Consider the following 16748-nt stretch of genomic DNA (forward strand, 5'->3'; position numbering starts at 1 on the left):
CCCTAAAATTAACAAAGAGATTACCGAATTTAGATTCGGTCAATATCTCTATAATCCGAGGTTTTTAAACAAAGAAGCCATTACAATAAACGACCGCCCTTTTGCAGGTTATCTTTTTGCCGAAGCAGGAAAAAGTTTCTTCTATCAAAGCGAGTCGGTTTTAAAGACAGATTTTAGAGTTGGTTATCTCGGACCAAATGCGTTTGGTGAAGAATTGCAAAAAGGTTTTCATAACATGATTGGCTACAAAAAAGTGTACGGTTGGGAAAACCAAATTCATAATGCTTTAGCTTTGCAAGCACATGCTATTTATTCTAAAAAACTGTTTCCTTCTAAACATAATGATTTTGTAGATTTTCATTGGCAGTCAGAAGGTAATCTGGGAACTATTTTCTCTGGAGTTTCAACAGGATTTATGGCGAGATTTGGTTTTAAGAAACTAATTCCACTTTACGATTCTAATATGCATAATGCTTCAGTAAGTGCAAATGCACAGCCAAATATTAGAGAGTTTTATTTCTACGCTGCGCCAAGTGTCAATTATCAGTTTTACGATGCTACTATCGAAGGAAGCATGTTTAACGATACAAGTCCAATTACTTTCGATTTGGAACCGCTTCGTTTCAACGCCGAAGCTGGTTTGAAGTACCGACACAATAACTTCAATATGTCATATTCTTTTCTTTATCGAGGACGAGAACTGAATGATCCTGGAATTGATACTAATTCAGGATATTTTTATGGGTCGATAAGGATGGGGTTTTTAATTAAATAGTGTGCTATATCAAGCTTTCATCCTAGAGCTAAAGATAGCTCTCAAAAAAACATAACCATTAAAATAATACAACAAACTATTGAGAATTGAAGTAACGCGTTATGAACATGAATGAATTCAATTAATCAAGGCCTGAAAGTGTAACAGTCTATTCTCAAAGATATATTTGTCATAAGTTGTATGAAAAACAAAACTAAAAGGCAAATTGTTGAAAGAGAGCTAGCAAAGTTATTTTAAGCAAATAAAATATAAAAGCCATTTCTGTTTCCAGAAATGGCTTTTTTAATTTATATCGTAATCGAAAACTATTTCACCTTCAATAATTTTTCTAAATACTCAACTTTATCTTTCTTTGCTTGAGCCAGACAAAAATGTAATTTTTAATAGCGGTTTGCAGTCTTGCATCGCTATAAATGTTTTACATGTGAAATTTCAGGAAGTATTTACAATTGATATTTAGAATGACTTTTTATGGGTTTTGTTTGTAGAACTTTATTCTCTCTATTTCAAATTTATCCGATGTGAATTCCAAGGCAGTATTTATTTGTTCAGATCCTGTGTAGCTTGACAATGATTCAGAGAAAGAACTTTCCAGGCGTATGTTTAAGAAATTTAATCTTCTAAGAGGATATCCTGCAGAAGATAAAAAAATAACTTCTGCTTCTAAATGAGCTTCCTGAGCTTTGCGATAGTCGCTAAAAGAATCAATAGGCAGAGATTTTTGTTCATTTATAGTTTGGGCTATTTCTTCCAATAAAAAAATATCCATACCATGTAGCATACTCACATTAATATGAAGGATCGGTGACTCATTTCCTGCCGCTATAGAATAGCTGCATTTACTTACGTCATAGGTGCGTTGACCTCCTGTTTCTTTTCTTTTTAGAGTAAATTGTATCATTTTTGGTTTTTAACTTTTGGTGAGACCACAATTTTGGCCATAGTTAGTACTGGTTTGTTTCTTTAGTTTTAGTGGAAGGAAAAGTTCTGCTTATGATATATAATGGGAATTTTTAAGAGTTGCGAAATCACAGAACGTTTATTTTCTTTCAATCACATCAAATGATAATTTCATTGTTTCTCCACCTAATATTTGACCTTATGTGAGCCATTTTATTATCATTGTCAGAATTTGGAAATTCAAAAAAAGTACCTCCAAGAATAAAATCTGATTTACTGATTTTATATTCTTTTTTATTGAATGTTGCTTCATGAGAAAGTTTTTCCCAATCATTTTCTTCGTAAGTCATAGGAATTGATTCAATTGATTTTGAAACAAAAGGAATAACGAAAGACAAATACAGAATTATTCGAATATATACTGTTTTTTTGTTGATGAAGATTTCCATGCCTGGGCGCATAATATTTAAAATTGAATGGTTCTGTAGGTAATTATTTGATAGTGTGACGAATAATTTGCAAAAATATGATTGCTTAATTTTGAGTATAGCTCATAAAAGATTTATTTATGTCACTTTAAGACAAGAAAGCTTGATATGCAGAATTATTTTTCAACAAAAATGCCACTCCTTTTGGGAATGGCTTCTTACATTTTTGTAATTGATTTTCGAAAGATCTAATTTTTATGGCTTAGTCAAAGTCCATATTATTTGCCAGATTATCCCATTTTTTGTTGAGATAATCTTTTGTCAAGTTCAGTACTTCAGGATCAATATCATTAGTGGTTTGTACTGTCGGACTTAAAATGGCGTTACTTTTTTCAAAATGAATATAAGCATGAACATCAGTGTCTCCCCAAAAGAAAGGAAAAACAACTGCCATGTTTTCTGGACTTTCGCTTACATATTTTTTGAGACTAATTATGAAAGTAAACATTGGTAACATTTCGACATAATTTTCACTAAAAAATATCATTCCCCATTGCCATTCTTCTGTAGTTTCGTTATAATCAGAAAATGCCATCGCTTCTTGATAGTTCATCCAGATGTCAAGAATTTCTTGATTATTGCTTTTACGGTAAGCTTCAAGATCTTCTATGGTCAAATCTGGTTTTGAGTACATTCTACGGCTGTCCCACCATTTTAGCCAATTTTCATTTAGTTCAGCATTTTCGGGAGCATCATTTAAAAATTTCTCCAGCTGAGGTTTGGTTATTTTTACTTTACAGTATAAAGAACTTAATTCAGACATGATTTTAGGGTTTTGTTAAAGTTTATTTGATGATGATCTAAATAGTTTTGTTTGATTACTCTATCCCGAATGATCGACATACAAATACCAAACACCATTTATCTTTCGCATTATTCCTGAAAAGTTACCAGAACTATTTTTGCCATTCGGAGCGTCGACATTAAATTTTGCGCTCACAAAAGCATCTTTTTTAGAAAGAGGTTCAACAACAAAATCGGTCATAGTTAATTTTCCCATTCTTTCTTTTGGCCAATATTTTTTAAAGAAATCGGCGATATTGTTTTTTCCGTATACCACACCACCGCTGTAAATCATTCGAACCGAATCTACGGGAGCATAAAAATCAAGGTAACCTTCAAGATCGCCATTGTTCCAACAGGTTTGCTGTGCTTTTAGACGGTCGAGCACTTGTTGCGAAATTTTATCTTGACAAATGCCTTTGAAAGAAAACATTAGAAACAATCCAAGAAGTAAAAATTTTAAGTAACGCATATAGATAGTTTTAGTTATACAATTAATTGTTTTGTATTGCCGTAATATTTCCAGTCTTTTTATGGAAAGTAATGGTTTTGTTTGGTCCGCCATAATAGAGCGTCAAAGTCAGCGTGCTATCGGTTTCCTTTTTAAAAAGAATATCTTTTGCGGTTCTGATTTTGATATCCAAATTATCATTCATGATCTCAGAATCGGTGCATTTGATAATTCTTTTTCAAACAAACCTTTCTTTTCAATTACTTCCAACCACGGTTGAACCATTACGCCGTAGCCCACAATTTGTGCTCTGTAATTTTCGTTGAGATCTTTATTTTGATATAAACCTAAAGATGTGCTTGAAAGCAATAAAGTATAAAAAGGAAGCATCATGGCTATAATGCTCAGTGCGAATGTTACCAGTATTCGTCGCCAAGAAAAGTTTTGCCAAGAGTTTTTTCCAAAAAACAATTATAATTACAAAACTGCTTAGTAGCCAAAGCCATGATAAAAATACATCGCTATAATAACCGCGAAGACTAATTTCTTTAAAGTAATACAAAAGACAATCGAGCACAAAAATAGCGCAGATAATAAAGTAGATTCGTAAAAATGTTTTTTTGCCTGAACTCATATTTTTTTAAAGATATAGTTTAAAGTAAATACTGTAGCGAGAGATAGGATTAAAATAGGGAAGAAAGAAAATGTAATGGTATACATTATTTCTTCTTTAAAAAGATACGTACTCCAAGCAGATTCTCGATCTACAAAAAGAGTATAATTCCAGAAAAACCATACTGAAATTACAATCAGTACTTGAAGCAAATTTTTTAGATTGTTATTTTTAATAAAAGAAAGAGCCAGAAAAATTATTGATAAGAAAACAGTAGAAAACAAAGTCATTAAATAAACATCGTCAAAAAAAGAACAATCTAAACAAGCGCTCGATGGTTTGTCAGAAAAACTTCCCATTGACCAATAGATTTCTACGAAAGTAAAAACAAAGAGTAAAACTGCAATTATAAGAGGTTTCTTTATGAATGCGAATATTTTGTATTTTAATGTCTGGTTCATTTTTAAGGACTTACGATTGTTGTCAATATTCTCTTTTGAATAATTGGAGATGTGCAAAAATAAGAAACAATTTTAAAGAAATATCTTTCAAAAGTTTTAGTTGTGACAGAATAAGTTCTATCAAAAAATAAAACGCTTAACTGTTTGATAACATGAAAGATGTTTTTAATTATTTACTTTTAATTAAAAATTTGAATTATGGATATCAATTGGAATATAATAGGAGTTGTAGCAATTTTGGTAATTATTCTTGTTGTGCTGACAATCAGAAAAAATCAGAAAGAGAAAAAGAAACTTGAAAAATTGCTAAACAACGATTTTAAAAAAGCAGAAAAAGATAGAGTAGATGCAGATGATTCTGCTAATGAGAAATAATTAACCTATTGTTTTTTTTATGTCATGGCTTACGGAAAGACGTAATCGCAATATTGTTTTTAATTATATATTTACCAGGTAATTAAAAAAAATATCATGAAAAAAACAATTTTAGGGTTAGTCCTATTTTTAAGTCTTATAGGTTGTACGAGTGACGATTCAGATCCAGTTGGAACTGGAGAATCTAAAGAAGGAAGTATGAAAATTGGCTTTGTAAATTCTAATTTAAAATTATCTGGAAAAGATGTTTTGAGAAATACATTGCCTGTTGAAATAAAAAGTGTTGTAGTTACTTCTGTCAATGCAGGTGTTTCCTATGATAATGTATTTAATTTGGTTGAAAATGGTACAGTAGGAGCTGAGAGCGATTTTATTCTAAGAAATTTGAAAACTGGAACTTCAGAGTTTTCAGTATTAACTACAACAAATGTAGCCTCAGAAGCTTGGTATCAGACGGGACCAGTTATTGAAAGTGAAAATGAATCTTTAAATACAATATCTCAAAGACTTTTAAATAAAATACCTTCAGTTGTTTATAAATCTAAGGCGACAATTAGTAGAAATGTTGTTGCTGGAGAAAATGATGCTATTCAATTTGAATTAGAACCTTTAAATGGAAGATTGATTTCATTATTTAGCTTTGCAGAGGACTTAAAAAATCAAGGTTATACAGCTAAATTGTTTTGTGGTCAAATTTCATATACAATGGGAGATTATGAATGGAACAAAACTCCCAACCCAATTGTTTTTACAAGCGAACAGATTGTAAGTGATTATTTGTGTTCAGGTGACAAAGTTAACGATGCTTATTTTTGGACAACAAATACAGGAAATGGAAGAACTTATAAAATAGAGGTGTATGATGTTAACGGTGATTTGGTAAAAATTACCGAATTTCAAGTGCCATATGAAAATGGTGTTTCGTTAAATAACCTTTATACTATAACTTCTGACGGTATGTTAGACAAATCAAGTACACAATCTACTTTTGTTATCAAAGAGCTGACTAACCTTCCATTTGTTCCTGTTACCAAATAATGTAAAAAAAATTTAATTCAAAGTCATAAAAAAAACCGTATTACAATTGAGTAATACGGTTTTTTTGTGGAGAATACCGATTCGAACCGGTCACCTTCCCGATGCATCGGGATACTCTAGCCTTTTGTTCCTATTAGGTTTTCAATATATTTTCTACTTTTCATTTTTTTTATTTGCAATTCTCTTTTATATGCTTCACTTCTTGTAAAGAATGTCTCAGAATATTTTAATTCCCAATCTTTCGCAACTTTTGTGAATTTGCTTCTGCTATTTAAATGATCTTGTAAACGCTGTTCAATATTTTGGCAGGAACCAACATAGTATTTGTCTAAGGTTTTCGAATATATAATGTAGATATAAAACATAAAATGTATATTAAAAAAATACCCAAGCAGAATCAGTATCTGCTTGGGTATTTTTAAATTATTAGTGGAGAATATCGGATTCGAACCGATCACCTCTACGCTGCCAGCGTAGCGCTCTAGCCAAATGAGCTAATCCCCCGTTTGTTGAGAAATAGAATTCGAACTGTCACCTTCCCGATTTTTCATCGGGACGCTCTAGCCAAATGAGCTAATCCCCCGTTTGTTGAGAAATAGAATTCGAACTGTCACCTTCCCGATTTTTCATCGGGACGCTCTAGCCAAATGAGCTAATCTCCCGTTTGTTGAGAAATAGAATTCGAACTGTCACCCTCCCGATTTTTCATCGGGACGCTCTAGCCAAATGAGCTAATCCCCCAAAGTGTTAACAAATAAAGTCAATTAATTCTCAAAAAACAAATTTCCAGAAGTTTCAGAGGAATTATTTTCAAAAGCGTAACTTTACCTTAAATCTGGTTTTTTATGAGTTTAGAAAATACAAACGGAAGCTTAGAAACTTCTTTTCAAAATACGATTGCAACAGTTCAGTTTGGTCATCCAGCCAGTAATTCTTTTCCGCGTGAATTATTAAATAGGCTTACAGCTGAAATTAATTCTTTAAGCAGAAATGAAGAAGTTTCGGTTATTGTTTTAAAAAGTGAAGGAGAAAAAACGTTTTGTTCAGGAGCTTCTTTTGATGAACTTTTAAAAGTTGAAAATGAAGAACAAGGCGTAGAATTTTTTTCGGGTTTTGCACATTTGCTGAATGCCATGCGAAATTGCAACAAAATTATAATTGGACGCGTACAAGGAAAGGCTGTTGGAGGCGGTGTCGGAATTATTTCGGCTTGCGATTATGTATTTGCGACTTCACAAAGTGATATTAAATTATCTGAATTAGCGATCGGAATTGGTCCTTTTGTAATAGAACCAGCCGTTTCTCGAAAAATAGGAAAAACAGCAATGACTGAAATGACTTTAGCGAGCTCACGAATGGAAATCGGCTGATTGGGCTTTTGAAAAAGGACTTTTTTCTGTTTTATGTGATGCTGAAAATCTGGATACTAAGGTTGAAAGTTTTGCTCAAAAATTGAGTTCTTATAATCCTGAAGCGCTTTATGAAATGAAAAAGATTATTTGGGAAGGAACTGAACAATGGGAATCACTTTTATTTGAACGTGCTGCGATTACAGGTAAATTGGTTTTGTCTGATTTCACTAAAAATGCTTTGCTACAGTTTAAAAAATAGGTATGATATAAGTCATTGATTTTAGAAAAATAGGGGCATAGCTTTGAAAAATATTTTAAAATCAAATTTTCACTATATAAATTATTGAACATGACTATTATTTCGTTAATGCAAAAAGTAGACATTGCAGAGAAAATTAAAGATGCTCCAGACAGAGGTTATCAAATTGGCGTTGTCATTGGATCTTTCATTCCGTTTCTAGTTTTGGGCGGAATTGCTTTGTGGATGTATACTCGTGCTAAAAAAAGAGCTAAAAACGGCAATTAATTCGTAAATTTGCAAGCTTAAAATTAAAAATCGATGAGTAATATCAGAATTACAAAACAATTTAGTTTCGAAACCGGTCACGCTTTGTACGGTTACGACGGAAAATGCAAGAACGTTCACGGACACAGTTATAAATTATCGGTAACGGTTATTGGTTCGCCAATTACAGACCGATCGAATGTAAAGTTCGGAATGGTGATTGACTTTTCTGATCTAAAGAAAATTGTAAAAGAAGAAATCGTCGATCAATTTGATCATGCAACTGTTTTTAATCAGACCACACCGCATATCGAATTGGCAAATGAATTGAAAAACCGTGGGCATCATGTGATTTTGGTAGATTATCAGCCAACAAGCGAAAACATGGTGGTTGATTTTGCAGAGAGAATCGTTGCAAGACTTCCAGAAGGAATTTCTCTTTTCTCATTAAAACTTCAGGAAACAGAATCATCTTTTGCAGAATGGTACGCATCTGATAATTTGTAAAAAAGTTAAAAGTTAAAAGTGAAATGTGAAAAGTAAATTGTAAAATGCTTTTTCATTTCGCATCTTACATCTCACAATTCACATCTCACATTAAATGAAAAAAATATATTTTGCTTCAGATCAGCATTTTGGTGCGCCAACTCCAGAATTGAGTTTACCGCGTGAAAAGAAATTCGTAGCTTGGCTTGATGAGGTTAAGGAAGATGCAGAAGCAATTTTTTTATTGGGAGATTTATTTGATTTTTGGTTTGAATATAAAACGGTAGTTCCAAAAGGTTTTGTTCGAATTTTAGGCAAGCTGGCTGAAATTCGCGACAGCGGAATTCCGATTTATTTTTTTGTCGGAAATCATGATTTGTGGATGAATGATTATTTTGAAACCGAATTGAATATTCCAGTTTATCATGATAACAAAGAATTTACTTTTAACGGAAAGACATTCCTGATTGGTCACGGAGACGGAAAAGGTCCTGGCGATAAAGGCTATAAAAGAATGAAAAAGGTATTTACAAATCCGTTTTCAAAATGGCTTTTCCGCTGGCTTCATCCAGATGTTGGCGTAAGTTTGGCTCAATATTTATCAGTAAAAAATAAACTGATTTCTGGTGACGAAGATGTGAAGTTTTTAGGTGAAGAAAACGAATGGCTTGTTTTATATGCCAAACGAAAACTAGAAACTAAACATTATAACTATTTTATCTTCGGACACCGCCATTTACCAATGATTATTCCAGTTGGAGAAAATTCCGAATATGTAAATCTTGGTGATTGGATCGGATATTTTACTTACGGTGTTTTTGATGGCAAAAAATTCGAGCTTAAAAAATTCGAAAAATAAGCAAGTCCAAAGCCGAAAGTTGAAAGTCAAAAGTTGAAAAGGGCAAATATTATTATTGAACTTTATACAAAGTCTTTTGCTAAAAAAAATAAAACAAAATTTTTATTTTGCGCTCGTTGGATAAATGCCAATTTTATGCGTTCGCAAAATATATTCTGAAAGCTGTTTGCTATTTGAAAGCTGAAACTTAATTGCTCCAGACGCTTTTTTCGGCATGTGGCATTCTACACAATTGCTGGCTAATAACTTCTCAGGCATTGTTTTTAAAGTAGTTTCTTTGTGCTTTAAGCCTTGATGGCAACTCATGCAGATTTTAGAATACGAAGCCAAGTTTTTTGAAGCATTTTCATGCGGATTATGACAGGTAATACAATCCATTTTATCACTTTTGATAAAGCATTTGCTTTGCGCCATCAATCGATATTGATTGCCATGAACATCAAAATTTGTTGTATCATTAATACTTTTAGTCTCACGAAAGAATTCTGATAAATTATCTCCAGGTTTAAATTCAAAACGCGATTTTAATTTCATTCCATCATTTCCTGCGTGACATAAAGCGCACGCATCCAATTTTTGCTGTCTGTTTAGAGTTTTAAAACTAGTAATGCTATTGGCAACTTTTACGTTTGGATTTTTTAGATGAAATTCTACATGCTTTTTGCCAGGACCGTGACAACGCTCGCAATCAATTCCGTAAACAATTGTTTCTTTTCTGATGATATCTTCAACGTCCATAGACATCATATTTCTTTCTTCAGAATTTTGATTTACACTTCGGCTGCTGGCATTTGAGGCGTGGCACGAATAGCAATCTTTAACCACCATTCGATCAAAATAAGGCTTGTCGGCAGGAAAACCTGGACTTGTTGCCCAATTGTTTATGGAGTGATAAAAAGAAACTGGTAATTCATATGTATTATTGTCTTTCCAGTAAACTGAAGTTTGAGCATGTTTGGTTCCAAAAACAATTTCAAATTTGTATTTGGCTGTTTCTTTGCCATTTTTGTAAACGACTTGATACAAACTATCTCCACGTTTTTCCATCACCAATTTGGTCTCTTTATCGTAAATGAAAGTATGATTCTTGGAATCGAAGTCGCCCGAAACATTTGCTAAAATTGCTGGAGCGGTCGCTTTAAAATGCGAACTTTTGAACGCCATATCAGATTGTACTTTATGGCATTGTATGCAACTTTCTGAACCTGCATAATCAGTTCCGCGAGGATCAATATATTCCTCTGATTTATTATTGCAACTGGCAAAAAGAAGTGCCAGAACGGTTATGGTAAGTAGAAATGCGACTTTTTTCATTGCTGTAAATATACTTTTTTTTGAATTGAATCAAAATATATTTCAATAATGAAAAAATGCTGTTAAAATATTTAGAATGCTTCTTAATTCATGCCAACTCCATAAACATATTCATCCAGTTCAATTTTAAATAAAGAACCTTCAACTAAATCTTTAATCGATTTTAATTCGGTCATGTTTACAGCCAAATCTATAGAATTGCAAGGCGTTTTCAATAAAAATTTGTGGCAAGAATATTTCATTTCGCAAGCTTCACAACAAGCATTTTCTATCATGCTGTCTTCAATTAAATCGCAGAAATGATTTAGTTCCTGAACCGTAAAATAAAAGCCAGTTTCTTTAAAAACCAATTGCACTTTGTCGGAAATCTTAGTATTGTGATCTTTCCAGTAAAAAGCTATTCCAAAGTTGTTATGATATATCTGCTCAATTTCTCTCATCGTAAATCCTTTTATTTCAACAAATATAAATATTATTTATATTAATTCTAAATAAAAAAATCATAAAAATTTGAAAAATTATTTTTTGAGCGCACTTTAGTTCATACCCGAACCATAAATATATTCATTAAGATTAAGTCGAAATAATGAACCATCAACCAAGTCTTTTATTGAGTTTAATTCCATTGGTGATATTTCTAAATCTATAGCAACATAGGGTGTCTTCAATAAAAATTTATCGAAGGCGCGTTTTACGCCACGTGTATCGTAGTTATTATGGTCTGTGACGCAGTCTTCGATTAAATCGTGAAATTCATTTAATTCTTGAACTGAAAAATAAAATCCCATTTGTTTAAAAAGCGACTGAACTTTATCTGATATAATTTCGTTGCCTTCTTTCCAATAAAATGAAATTCCAAAATCGTTTCTGTATATCTGCTCGATGTCTTTCATGACAAATTTTTTAGGTCACAAAGATACGAACTGTTTGTATTAATACTTGACTAAGAAAAGCATAAAAAAAAGCTAAAAACCAATATGACTATTTGATTTTTAGCTATTTATGAAGTTTTTGTGATTTTGTTTTTTTATGGAATTCTATTTCATAATAAGATTATTTCAGCCAATTTTTTAGCTTAGAAATAAATGCTCGCCTGTTGGTCAACAAATAAATAATGAGAGCAATTGTCAAGAAAAGCGAAATGTTTTTCTCCAGTTATTAATTTAAGAGAATTGATTTGATCCGATGAAAAAATCCCATCATCTTTTCCGTAAATTCCATAAATAGGAACTCCAGCAGTTTTGATTTTCTTTAAAAAAGGCCTACTATCAATGTTGTTTTGCTTTTCGTTTTGATAGAATAGAAGTGGAGCATTTTTATTTCGAATATTAGTTTTATAAAATTCGCCAGCTTCATAATCGGCATATAATTTTTTAGATGCTGTAGTTGGATTTGGCATTTTAAAAAAGCCGTTTTCACCAGCAAGCTCATAGCATTCTTTTCTGTATTCAGCTGAGTTTTTATTTAGATTCTCAACAATGCTGATTTTTTTTAATTGTTCAGAATCCTTGCTGTACTTTTTCTTCAGCGTATTTAAAATGTGATCGTAAGTTTCCTGTTGAGAAAATAAAGCACCCGCCAAAACCAATGCACTTACATTTTTCGGATATTTACTTGTATAAAGTGTCGCCACCAAGCCGCCAAAACTATGACCTAAAATAACAGCTTTCTTTAAGTGATATTTTGCATAAATCGAATTTAAATCCTGAAAAGCTTCTTCGTAAGTAAATTTAGCATTTGGATCTGCAGATCTTCCTTCGCCTCTTCGGTCGTAAGCGATAACATAAAAACCTTGATCGGCTATTTTTTGAGCTGTTGTTCCTTCAAATAAAGTTGCGTTGCCACTTGGTCCGCCATGAATGAAAATTAAGGGTTTGTTCTTTTCGTTTCCGTAGGTTTTTATATAGAGATTTTGCCCTTTTGCGAAAAAGAAAAATATTAGAAATAAAGAAAGAAAAAATGACTTCATCTATTCTAATTTATGATGATCGTCCATATCTTTTTTCAAATCTAAATTTCTAAAAGTTGGCGATTTCAATGCAGTGAAAACTACAGTTAAAAGCGTAATACTTCCTCCAAAAACAACTGAAGTTACAGCTCCCATCAATTTGGCAGTTGCACCACTTTCGAAAGCGCCTAATTCGTTTGAAGATCCGACAAAAATTGAATTTACGGCACCAACACGTCCGCGCATGTGATCTGGAGTTTTAAGCTGTAAAATAGTCTGACGGATTACAACAGAAATTCCATCGGCCAATCCGCTTAAGAATAAAGCAAAAACAGAAAGCCAGAAATAAGTCGATAATCCAAATAAAATAATTGATAATCCGAAAACAAAAATGGCGATTAAAAGTTTTTTTCCAGCATTTTCATACAAAGGCACATAAGCAGAAACTAGCATTGTAATGAAAGCACCTACAGCAGGAGCAGCTCTTAAAATTCCGAATCCTTCAGATCCTACTTTCAAAATATCTTGTGCAAAAACAGGCAATAATGCAACGGCACCTCCAAAAAGTACAGCAACCATATCAAGTGATAGTGCACCAAGTACAATTTTGTTTTTAAAAACGAATGTCAAACCTTCTATAAGACTATCTTTTATAGATTCTCCCATTTTCGGATTTACGATCGGTTTTTGACTGATTTGTGATAGGGCAATTAACGAAAGAATTGAAAATCCGAAAACCAAGCACATTGACCAATGAACTCCAATCCAGTTAATTGAGAAACCCGCCAATGCTGGTCCCATAACCGCTCCAATTTGCCAAACTGAACTACTCCAAGTTGCAGCATTCGGATATACTTTTTTAGGAATGATTAATGAAAGAAGCGAGAAAATAGTTGGCCCCATAAAGGAACGAACAATTCCTCCGAAAAATACTAAAGCGTAAATCGAATATAAAATAATATGTGTAGACCAGCCTCCAACTACTTTTGGCCAAGTCAATAAGAAAAGCCCAAAACTAATTACTGAAAATCCTAAAATACATTTTACCAGTAAGCTTTTCTTTTCTCTTTGGTCTACAATATGTCCTGCGAACAAAGACATTGAAACAGCAGGAATAATTTCCATTAAACCAATAATTCCTAAAGAAAGCGGGTTTTTGGTTAAGCTATAAACTTCCCATTCGATTACAATAAATTGCATTGACCAAGCAAAAACCATTGCAAAACGCAATAATAAAAATATATTGAATTCTCTATAACGTAACGCCTGATATGGATCTGGCTTATTTGATTTAATTTCTTCCATTTGTTCTAATGTCTTTCAGCATAAGTTGTGTTGAAACAGTTCCGTTCCATTCGTTTTCAGCAATTGAATAAGCCAGCTGAAACGGATTTTGATTTTTTACAATATTTAATTTTTTTCCTAATCCGAAACCAATTGCGGCGATTCCGTCTGAATTGTTTTGTTTGGCAAAAAGCCTTAAATGTTCTTCTTCTGCACCCAAAGTTTTAGCATAACCTGTATCAATCGCATTTTCAGTCATAAAAACAGGTGTCATATTCTGAGGTCCGAAAGGTTCAAATTGTTTTAAGATTCGAATTAATTTGGGGGTTATATCAGAGAAATTGATTTCGGCATCGATTTCAATTTCTGGAGTAAGCATTTCTGGTTGGATCGTTTCTGAAACCTGTTTCTCGAAAGCTTCTTTAAAGGTTTGATAGTTTTCTGCTTTTAAAGTCATTCCTGCAGCGTACATGTGGCCTCCAAATTGTTCCAAATGTTCGGCGCAGGCGTCTAATGCATTATAAACATCAAATCCTTTTACAGATCGGGCAGAGGCAAGCATATTTGTCGCCGCTTTTAGTAAAAACCAAAGTTGGGCGATAATATGTTTCGATTAATCTTGAAGCAACAATTCCGATAACACCTTTGTGCCAATCTTCCTGAAAAACAACGGTAGAAAAACGTTCTTCTTCTTTATTTTCTATAATCTGCAGGAAAGCTTCTTTAGTTATTTTTTTATCTAAATCTTTTCGATCTGCATTATATTGTTCAATTTCAGAAGCAAATTGTTGTGCCTGTTCAAAATCAAATTCGGTTAAAAGCTCAACAGCATGATTACCATGTTTAATTCTTCCTGCTGCGTTAATTCTTGGCGAAATAATAAAAACAACATCTGTAATATCGAGAACTTTCTTTTTTACTTGATGTGTTAAAGCTTTAATTCCGGCCTCGGTTCGGTATTAATAACTTTCAATCCAAAATATGCTAAAACACGATTTTCTCCCGTAATCGGAACAATGTCGGCAGCAATTGCAGTAGCAACCAAATCCAGATATGGAACTAAATCTTCAATAGTTTCGTTTCGATTTTGTCCCAAAGCCTGAATCAGTTTAAAACCAACTCCGCAACCGCATAATTCATCGTAAGGGTAGGAGCAATCTTCTCTTTTCGGATCTAAAACAGCAACAGCATCTGGAAGAGTTTCTCCTGGACGGTGGTGATCGCAGACAATAAAATCGATATTTTTTGCTTTCGCGTAAGCGATATGATCAATGGATTTGATTCCGCAGTCGAGAGCGATAATTAAAGAAATTCCGTTGTCGTCTGCATAATCAATTCCTTTGTAAGAAATGCCATAACCTTCGGCATAACGATCGGGAATGTAAGTGGCAATATTTGGATAATGTGATTTTAAATAGGATGAAACCAAAGAAACTGCTGTTGTTCCGTCAACATCATAATCACCAAAAACTAGAATGTTTTCTTCGTTTTGAATGGCTTGTTCGATTCTGGCAACAGCTTTGTCCATATCTTTCATCAAATACGGATCGTGAAGATGTTCTAATGATGGTCGGAAGAAATTCTTTGCTTCTTCAAAAGTTTCAATACCACGCTGAATCAAAAGCGTTGCAACAAAATCTTCTACATTTAAGGCTTGTGCTAAATGTTTAATCTTATCTTCAGAAGGTTTTGGTTTTAGAGTCCAACGCATGGGTTGATTTTAGATTTTAGATTTTAGACTTCAGATTTCTGAAATCGTTTAATCTGATTGGTATTTTTTTTTGCCACAGATGAAAAGGATTTAAAAGATTATTTTTTTGCCACGAATTACTCGAATTTCCACTAATTTAATTCGTGCTAATTCGAGTAATTGCTTCGCCTATTCGCTATCGCTCGGGTCGTGGCAACTTTCATATTAATCTGTGTTAATCTATTTAATCTGTGGCAGAAATATATTTTGTTTTATTTTGCTTCTAAAGCATTTCCTTCAAATTGAATTCCGTCCCAACCTAAATTGATGAAATTTCTAATGTTTTGGTGATTTGTTCCGTTTGGATCTCCTAGAACTTCTTCAAAATAAAAAGCGCCAAAACACGCTAAAGTTTCTTCTTTGCTTAAATTTTGCAGTTTTGCAAAAGAAAATAATTTGCAAGAACCTGAGTTTTCGCCTGCAGCGTTATGTTGTGTTCCGTTTTGAAAAGCAGTTGGAGTAAAATTGTAATTTTCTTCAATTACTGCAATAGTTTCAGGAAATGTAATTTGTGTTGGAGTTTGTTTTACTTTTTCTAAAAAGGCTTGTATGCTCATATTTGTTGTTATTAGTTTTTTTGCCACGAATCACACAAATTTCCACTAATTTAATTCGTGCTAATTCGTGAAATTCGTGGCGAAAATTATTCTTCGTCCTTAGAGTATTTACTTTTCTTGGCTTCTTTTTCTATTGTTTTTCCGGCCACGACAACTACGATTTCGCCGCGTGGTGCTGTTTTTTCGAAGTGCGCTAAAACTTCTTTTGCCGTTCCGCGTACATTTTCTTCGTGTAATTTTGATAATTCTCTCGATACGCAAACTTGTCTGTCTTCTCTAAAATATTGGACAAATTCAGCTAAAGTTTTAACGAGTTTATGCGGAGAAACGTATAAAATCATTGTTCGAGTTTCTTCGGCTAAAGCCAAAAATCTGGTCTGACGTCCTTTTTTATCAGGCAGAAAACCTTCAAAAACAAATTTGTCATTTGGAAGTCCGCTATTTACAAGAGCGGGAACAAAAGCTGTTGCGCCTGGAAGACATTCTACTTCGATTTTATTTTCGACACAAGCACGAGTTAATAAAAACCCTGGATCTGAAATAGCTGGAGTTCCTGCATCTGAAATTAAAGCGATAGTTTCGCCGGCTTTCAAACGAGCAATTAAATTTTCAGTTGTTTTGTGTTCGTTGTGCATATGATGGCTATGCATGTGTGTGCCAATTTCAAAATGCTTCAACAATTTTCCGCTTGTGCGTGTGTCTTCCGCCAAAATCAAATCGACTTCTTTCAAAACCCGAATGGCTCTAAAAGTCATGTCTTCAAGATTGCCAATTGGCGTTGGAACGATATATAATTTTGACATAATTGT

At 33.1% G+C, this 16748-nt stretch carries 21 protein-coding genes, 4 tRNA genes and 2 pseudogenes; 7 read left to right on the forward strand and 20 right to left on the reverse strand.

What is annotated here, in order from left to right; all coding sequences use genetic code 11:
- Window positions 1–19: 19 nt before the first annotated feature.
- Window positions 20–775, forward strand: coding sequence for a lipid A deacylase LpxR family protein (locus tag P5P87_RS18805; RefSeq protein ID WP_278022815.1), 756 nt, complete (start codon window positions 20–22; stop codon window positions 773–775).
- A 469-nt stretch (window positions 776–1244) separates the two neighbouring features.
- Here P5P87_RS18805 and P5P87_RS18810 read toward each other — a convergent pair whose 3' ends face one another.
- The 7 genes from P5P87_RS18810 to P5P87_RS18840 form a co-directional block, all read right to left on the reverse strand.
- A complete protein-coding gene (locus tag P5P87_RS18810; protein ID WP_278020250.1) occupies window positions 1245–1676 on the reverse strand; it encodes a hypothetical protein in 432 nt (143 codons plus the stop codon).
- 157 nt (window positions 1677–1833) lie between these two features.
- The gene (locus P5P87_RS18815; protein WP_278020251.1) at window positions 1834–2073 is read right to left on the reverse strand and encodes a hypothetical protein; all 240 of its coding nucleotides are present in this window, start codon (window positions 2071–2073) and stop codon (window positions 1834–1836) included.
- A gap of 292 nt (window positions 2074–2365) precedes the next feature.
- Complete coding sequence (locus tag P5P87_RS18820; RefSeq protein ID WP_198855399.1) at window positions 2366–2926, reverse strand: hypothetical protein; 561 nt, start codon at window positions 2924–2926, stop codon at window positions 2366–2368.
- Between the two features lie 60 nt (window positions 2927–2986).
- Window positions 2987–3418, reverse strand: coding sequence for a YybH family protein (locus P5P87_RS18825; RefSeq protein WP_278020252.1), 432 nt, complete (start codon window positions 3416–3418; stop codon window positions 2987–2989).
- 22 nt (window positions 3419–3440) lie between these two features.
- On the reverse strand, window positions 3441–3602 hold the full coding sequence (locus tag P5P87_RS18830; protein ID WP_278020253.1) for a hypothetical protein: 162 nt from the start codon (window positions 3600–3602) through the stop codon (window positions 3441–3443).
- A complete protein-coding gene (locus P5P87_RS18835) occupies window positions 3599–3790 on the reverse strand; it encodes a hypothetical protein (RefSeq protein ID WP_278020254.1) in 192 nt (63 codons plus the stop codon). The genes P5P87_RS18830 and P5P87_RS18835 overlap by 4 nt, the downstream gene beginning before the upstream one ends.
- A gap of 237 nt (window positions 3791–4027) precedes the next feature.
- Window positions 4028–4471, reverse strand: a complete 444-nt coding sequence (locus P5P87_RS18840; protein WP_198855402.1) for a hypothetical protein — start codon at window positions 4469–4471, stop codon at window positions 4028–4030.
- 198 nt (window positions 4472–4669) lie between these two features.
- Between P5P87_RS18840 and P5P87_RS18845 the strand changes: the two genes are divergently transcribed.
- Together P5P87_RS18845 and P5P87_RS18850 are read left to right on the forward strand one after the other, a co-directional pair.
- Window positions 4670–4846, forward strand: coding sequence for a hypothetical protein (locus P5P87_RS18845; protein ID WP_198855403.1), 177 nt, complete (start codon window positions 4670–4672; stop codon window positions 4844–4846).
- A 96-nt stretch (window positions 4847–4942) separates the two neighbouring features.
- Entirely contained in the window at window positions 4943–5884 is a 942-nt protein-coding gene (locus tag P5P87_RS18850) for a hypothetical protein (protein ID WP_278020255.1), read from the forward strand.
- A gap of 116 nt (window positions 5885–6000) precedes the next feature.
- On the opposite strand, the gene P5P87_RS18855 is transcribed toward P5P87_RS18850, so the two are convergent.
- From P5P87_RS18855 to P5P87_RS18875, 5 genes are all read right to left on the reverse strand, one after another.
- On the reverse strand, window positions 6001–6249 hold the full coding sequence (locus P5P87_RS18855) for a GIY-YIG nuclease family protein (RefSeq protein ID WP_198855405.1): 249 nt from the start codon (window positions 6247–6249) through the stop codon (window positions 6001–6003).
- A 65-nt stretch (window positions 6250–6314) separates the two neighbouring features.
- Window positions 6315–6388, reverse strand: a tRNA-Ala gene (locus P5P87_RS18860).
- A gap of 6 nt (window positions 6389–6394) precedes the next feature.
- Window positions 6395–6467 (reverse strand) — tRNA-Phe (locus P5P87_RS18865).
- A gap of 6 nt (window positions 6468–6473) precedes the next feature.
- Window positions 6474–6546, reverse strand: a tRNA-Phe gene (locus P5P87_RS18870).
- A gap of 6 nt (window positions 6547–6552) precedes the next feature.
- Window positions 6553–6625, reverse strand: a tRNA-Phe gene (locus tag P5P87_RS18875).
- Window positions 6626–6729: 104 nt separating this feature from the next.
- Between P5P87_RS18875 and P5P87_RS18880 the strand changes: the two are divergent.
- The 4 genes and pseudogenes from P5P87_RS18880 to P5P87_RS18895 all read left to right on the forward strand — a co-directional run bounded on the left by P5P87_RS18880 (window position 6730) and on the right by P5P87_RS18895 (window position 9086).
- Window positions 6730–7495: pseudogene (locus P5P87_RS18880) on the forward strand (enoyl-CoA hydratase/isomerase family protein).
- Between the two features lie 90 nt (window positions 7496–7585).
- Window positions 7586–7762 carry a hypothetical protein gene (locus P5P87_RS18885; RefSeq protein WP_278020256.1) on the forward strand — a complete coding sequence of 59 codons (177 nt, stop codon included), beginning with the start codon at window positions 7586–7588 and terminating at the stop codon, window positions 7760–7762.
- A 33-nt stretch (window positions 7763–7795) separates the two neighbouring features.
- On the forward strand, window positions 7796–8248 hold the full coding sequence (locus P5P87_RS18890; RefSeq protein ID WP_111365769.1) for a 6-pyruvoyl trahydropterin synthase family protein: 453 nt from the start codon (window positions 7796–7798) through the stop codon (window positions 8246–8248).
- A gap of 94 nt (window positions 8249–8342) precedes the next feature.
- Window positions 8343–9086, forward strand: coding sequence for a UDP-2,3-diacylglucosamine diphosphatase (locus P5P87_RS18895; protein WP_198855408.1), 744 nt, complete (start codon window positions 8343–8345; stop codon window positions 9084–9086).
- A gap of 102 nt (window positions 9087–9188) precedes the next feature.
- On the opposite strand, the gene P5P87_RS18900 is transcribed toward P5P87_RS18895, so the two are convergent.
- From P5P87_RS18900 to rsmI, 8 genes and pseudogenes are all read right to left on the reverse strand, one after another.
- Window positions 9189–10400: a cytochrome c3 family protein gene (locus P5P87_RS18900; protein WP_278020257.1), complete on the reverse strand. Its 1212-nt coding sequence runs from the start codon at window positions 10398–10400 to the stop codon at window positions 9189–9191.
- Between the two features lie 83 nt (window positions 10401–10483).
- Complete coding sequence (locus P5P87_RS18905) at window positions 10484–10840, reverse strand: hypothetical protein (protein ID WP_278020258.1); 357 nt, start codon at window positions 10838–10840, stop codon at window positions 10484–10486.
- 96 nt (window positions 10841–10936) lie between these two features.
- Complete coding sequence (locus P5P87_RS18910) at window positions 10937–11293, reverse strand: hypothetical protein (RefSeq protein ID WP_278020259.1); 357 nt, start codon at window positions 11291–11293, stop codon at window positions 10937–10939.
- Window positions 11294–11475: 182 nt separating this feature from the next.
- The gene (locus P5P87_RS18915; RefSeq protein ID WP_278020260.1) at window positions 11476–12369 is read right to left on the reverse strand and encodes an alpha/beta hydrolase; all 894 of its coding nucleotides are present in this window, start codon (window positions 12367–12369) and stop codon (window positions 11476–11478) included.
- A complete protein-coding gene (locus P5P87_RS18920; RefSeq protein WP_278020261.1) occupies window positions 12370–13653 on the reverse strand; it encodes an MFS transporter in 1284 nt (427 codons plus the stop codon). It lies immediately after the preceding gene.
- Window positions 13640–15343, reverse strand: a pseudogene (gene recJ / locus P5P87_RS18925) (single-stranded-DNA-specific exonuclease RecJ). Before recJ ends, P5P87_RS18920 begins: the two are co-directional and overlap by 14 nt.
- A gap of 251 nt (window positions 15344–15594) precedes the next feature.
- A complete protein-coding gene (locus tag P5P87_RS18930; protein WP_008465164.1) occupies window positions 15595–15939 on the reverse strand; it encodes a HopJ type III effector protein in 345 nt (114 codons plus the stop codon).
- Window positions 15940–16025: 86 nt separating this feature from the next.
- Complete coding sequence (rsmI, locus tag P5P87_RS18935; protein WP_278020262.1) at window positions 16026–16742, reverse strand: 16S rRNA (cytidine(1402)-2'-O)-methyltransferase; 717 nt, start codon at window positions 16740–16742, stop codon at window positions 16026–16028.
- Window positions 16743–16748: the final 6 nt, after the last annotated feature.

It is taken from the genome of Flavobacterium ginsengisoli (assembly GCF_029625315.1).
Lineage (GTDB): Bacteria > Bacteroidota > Bacteroidia > Flavobacteriales > Flavobacteriaceae > Flavobacterium > Flavobacterium ginsengisoli.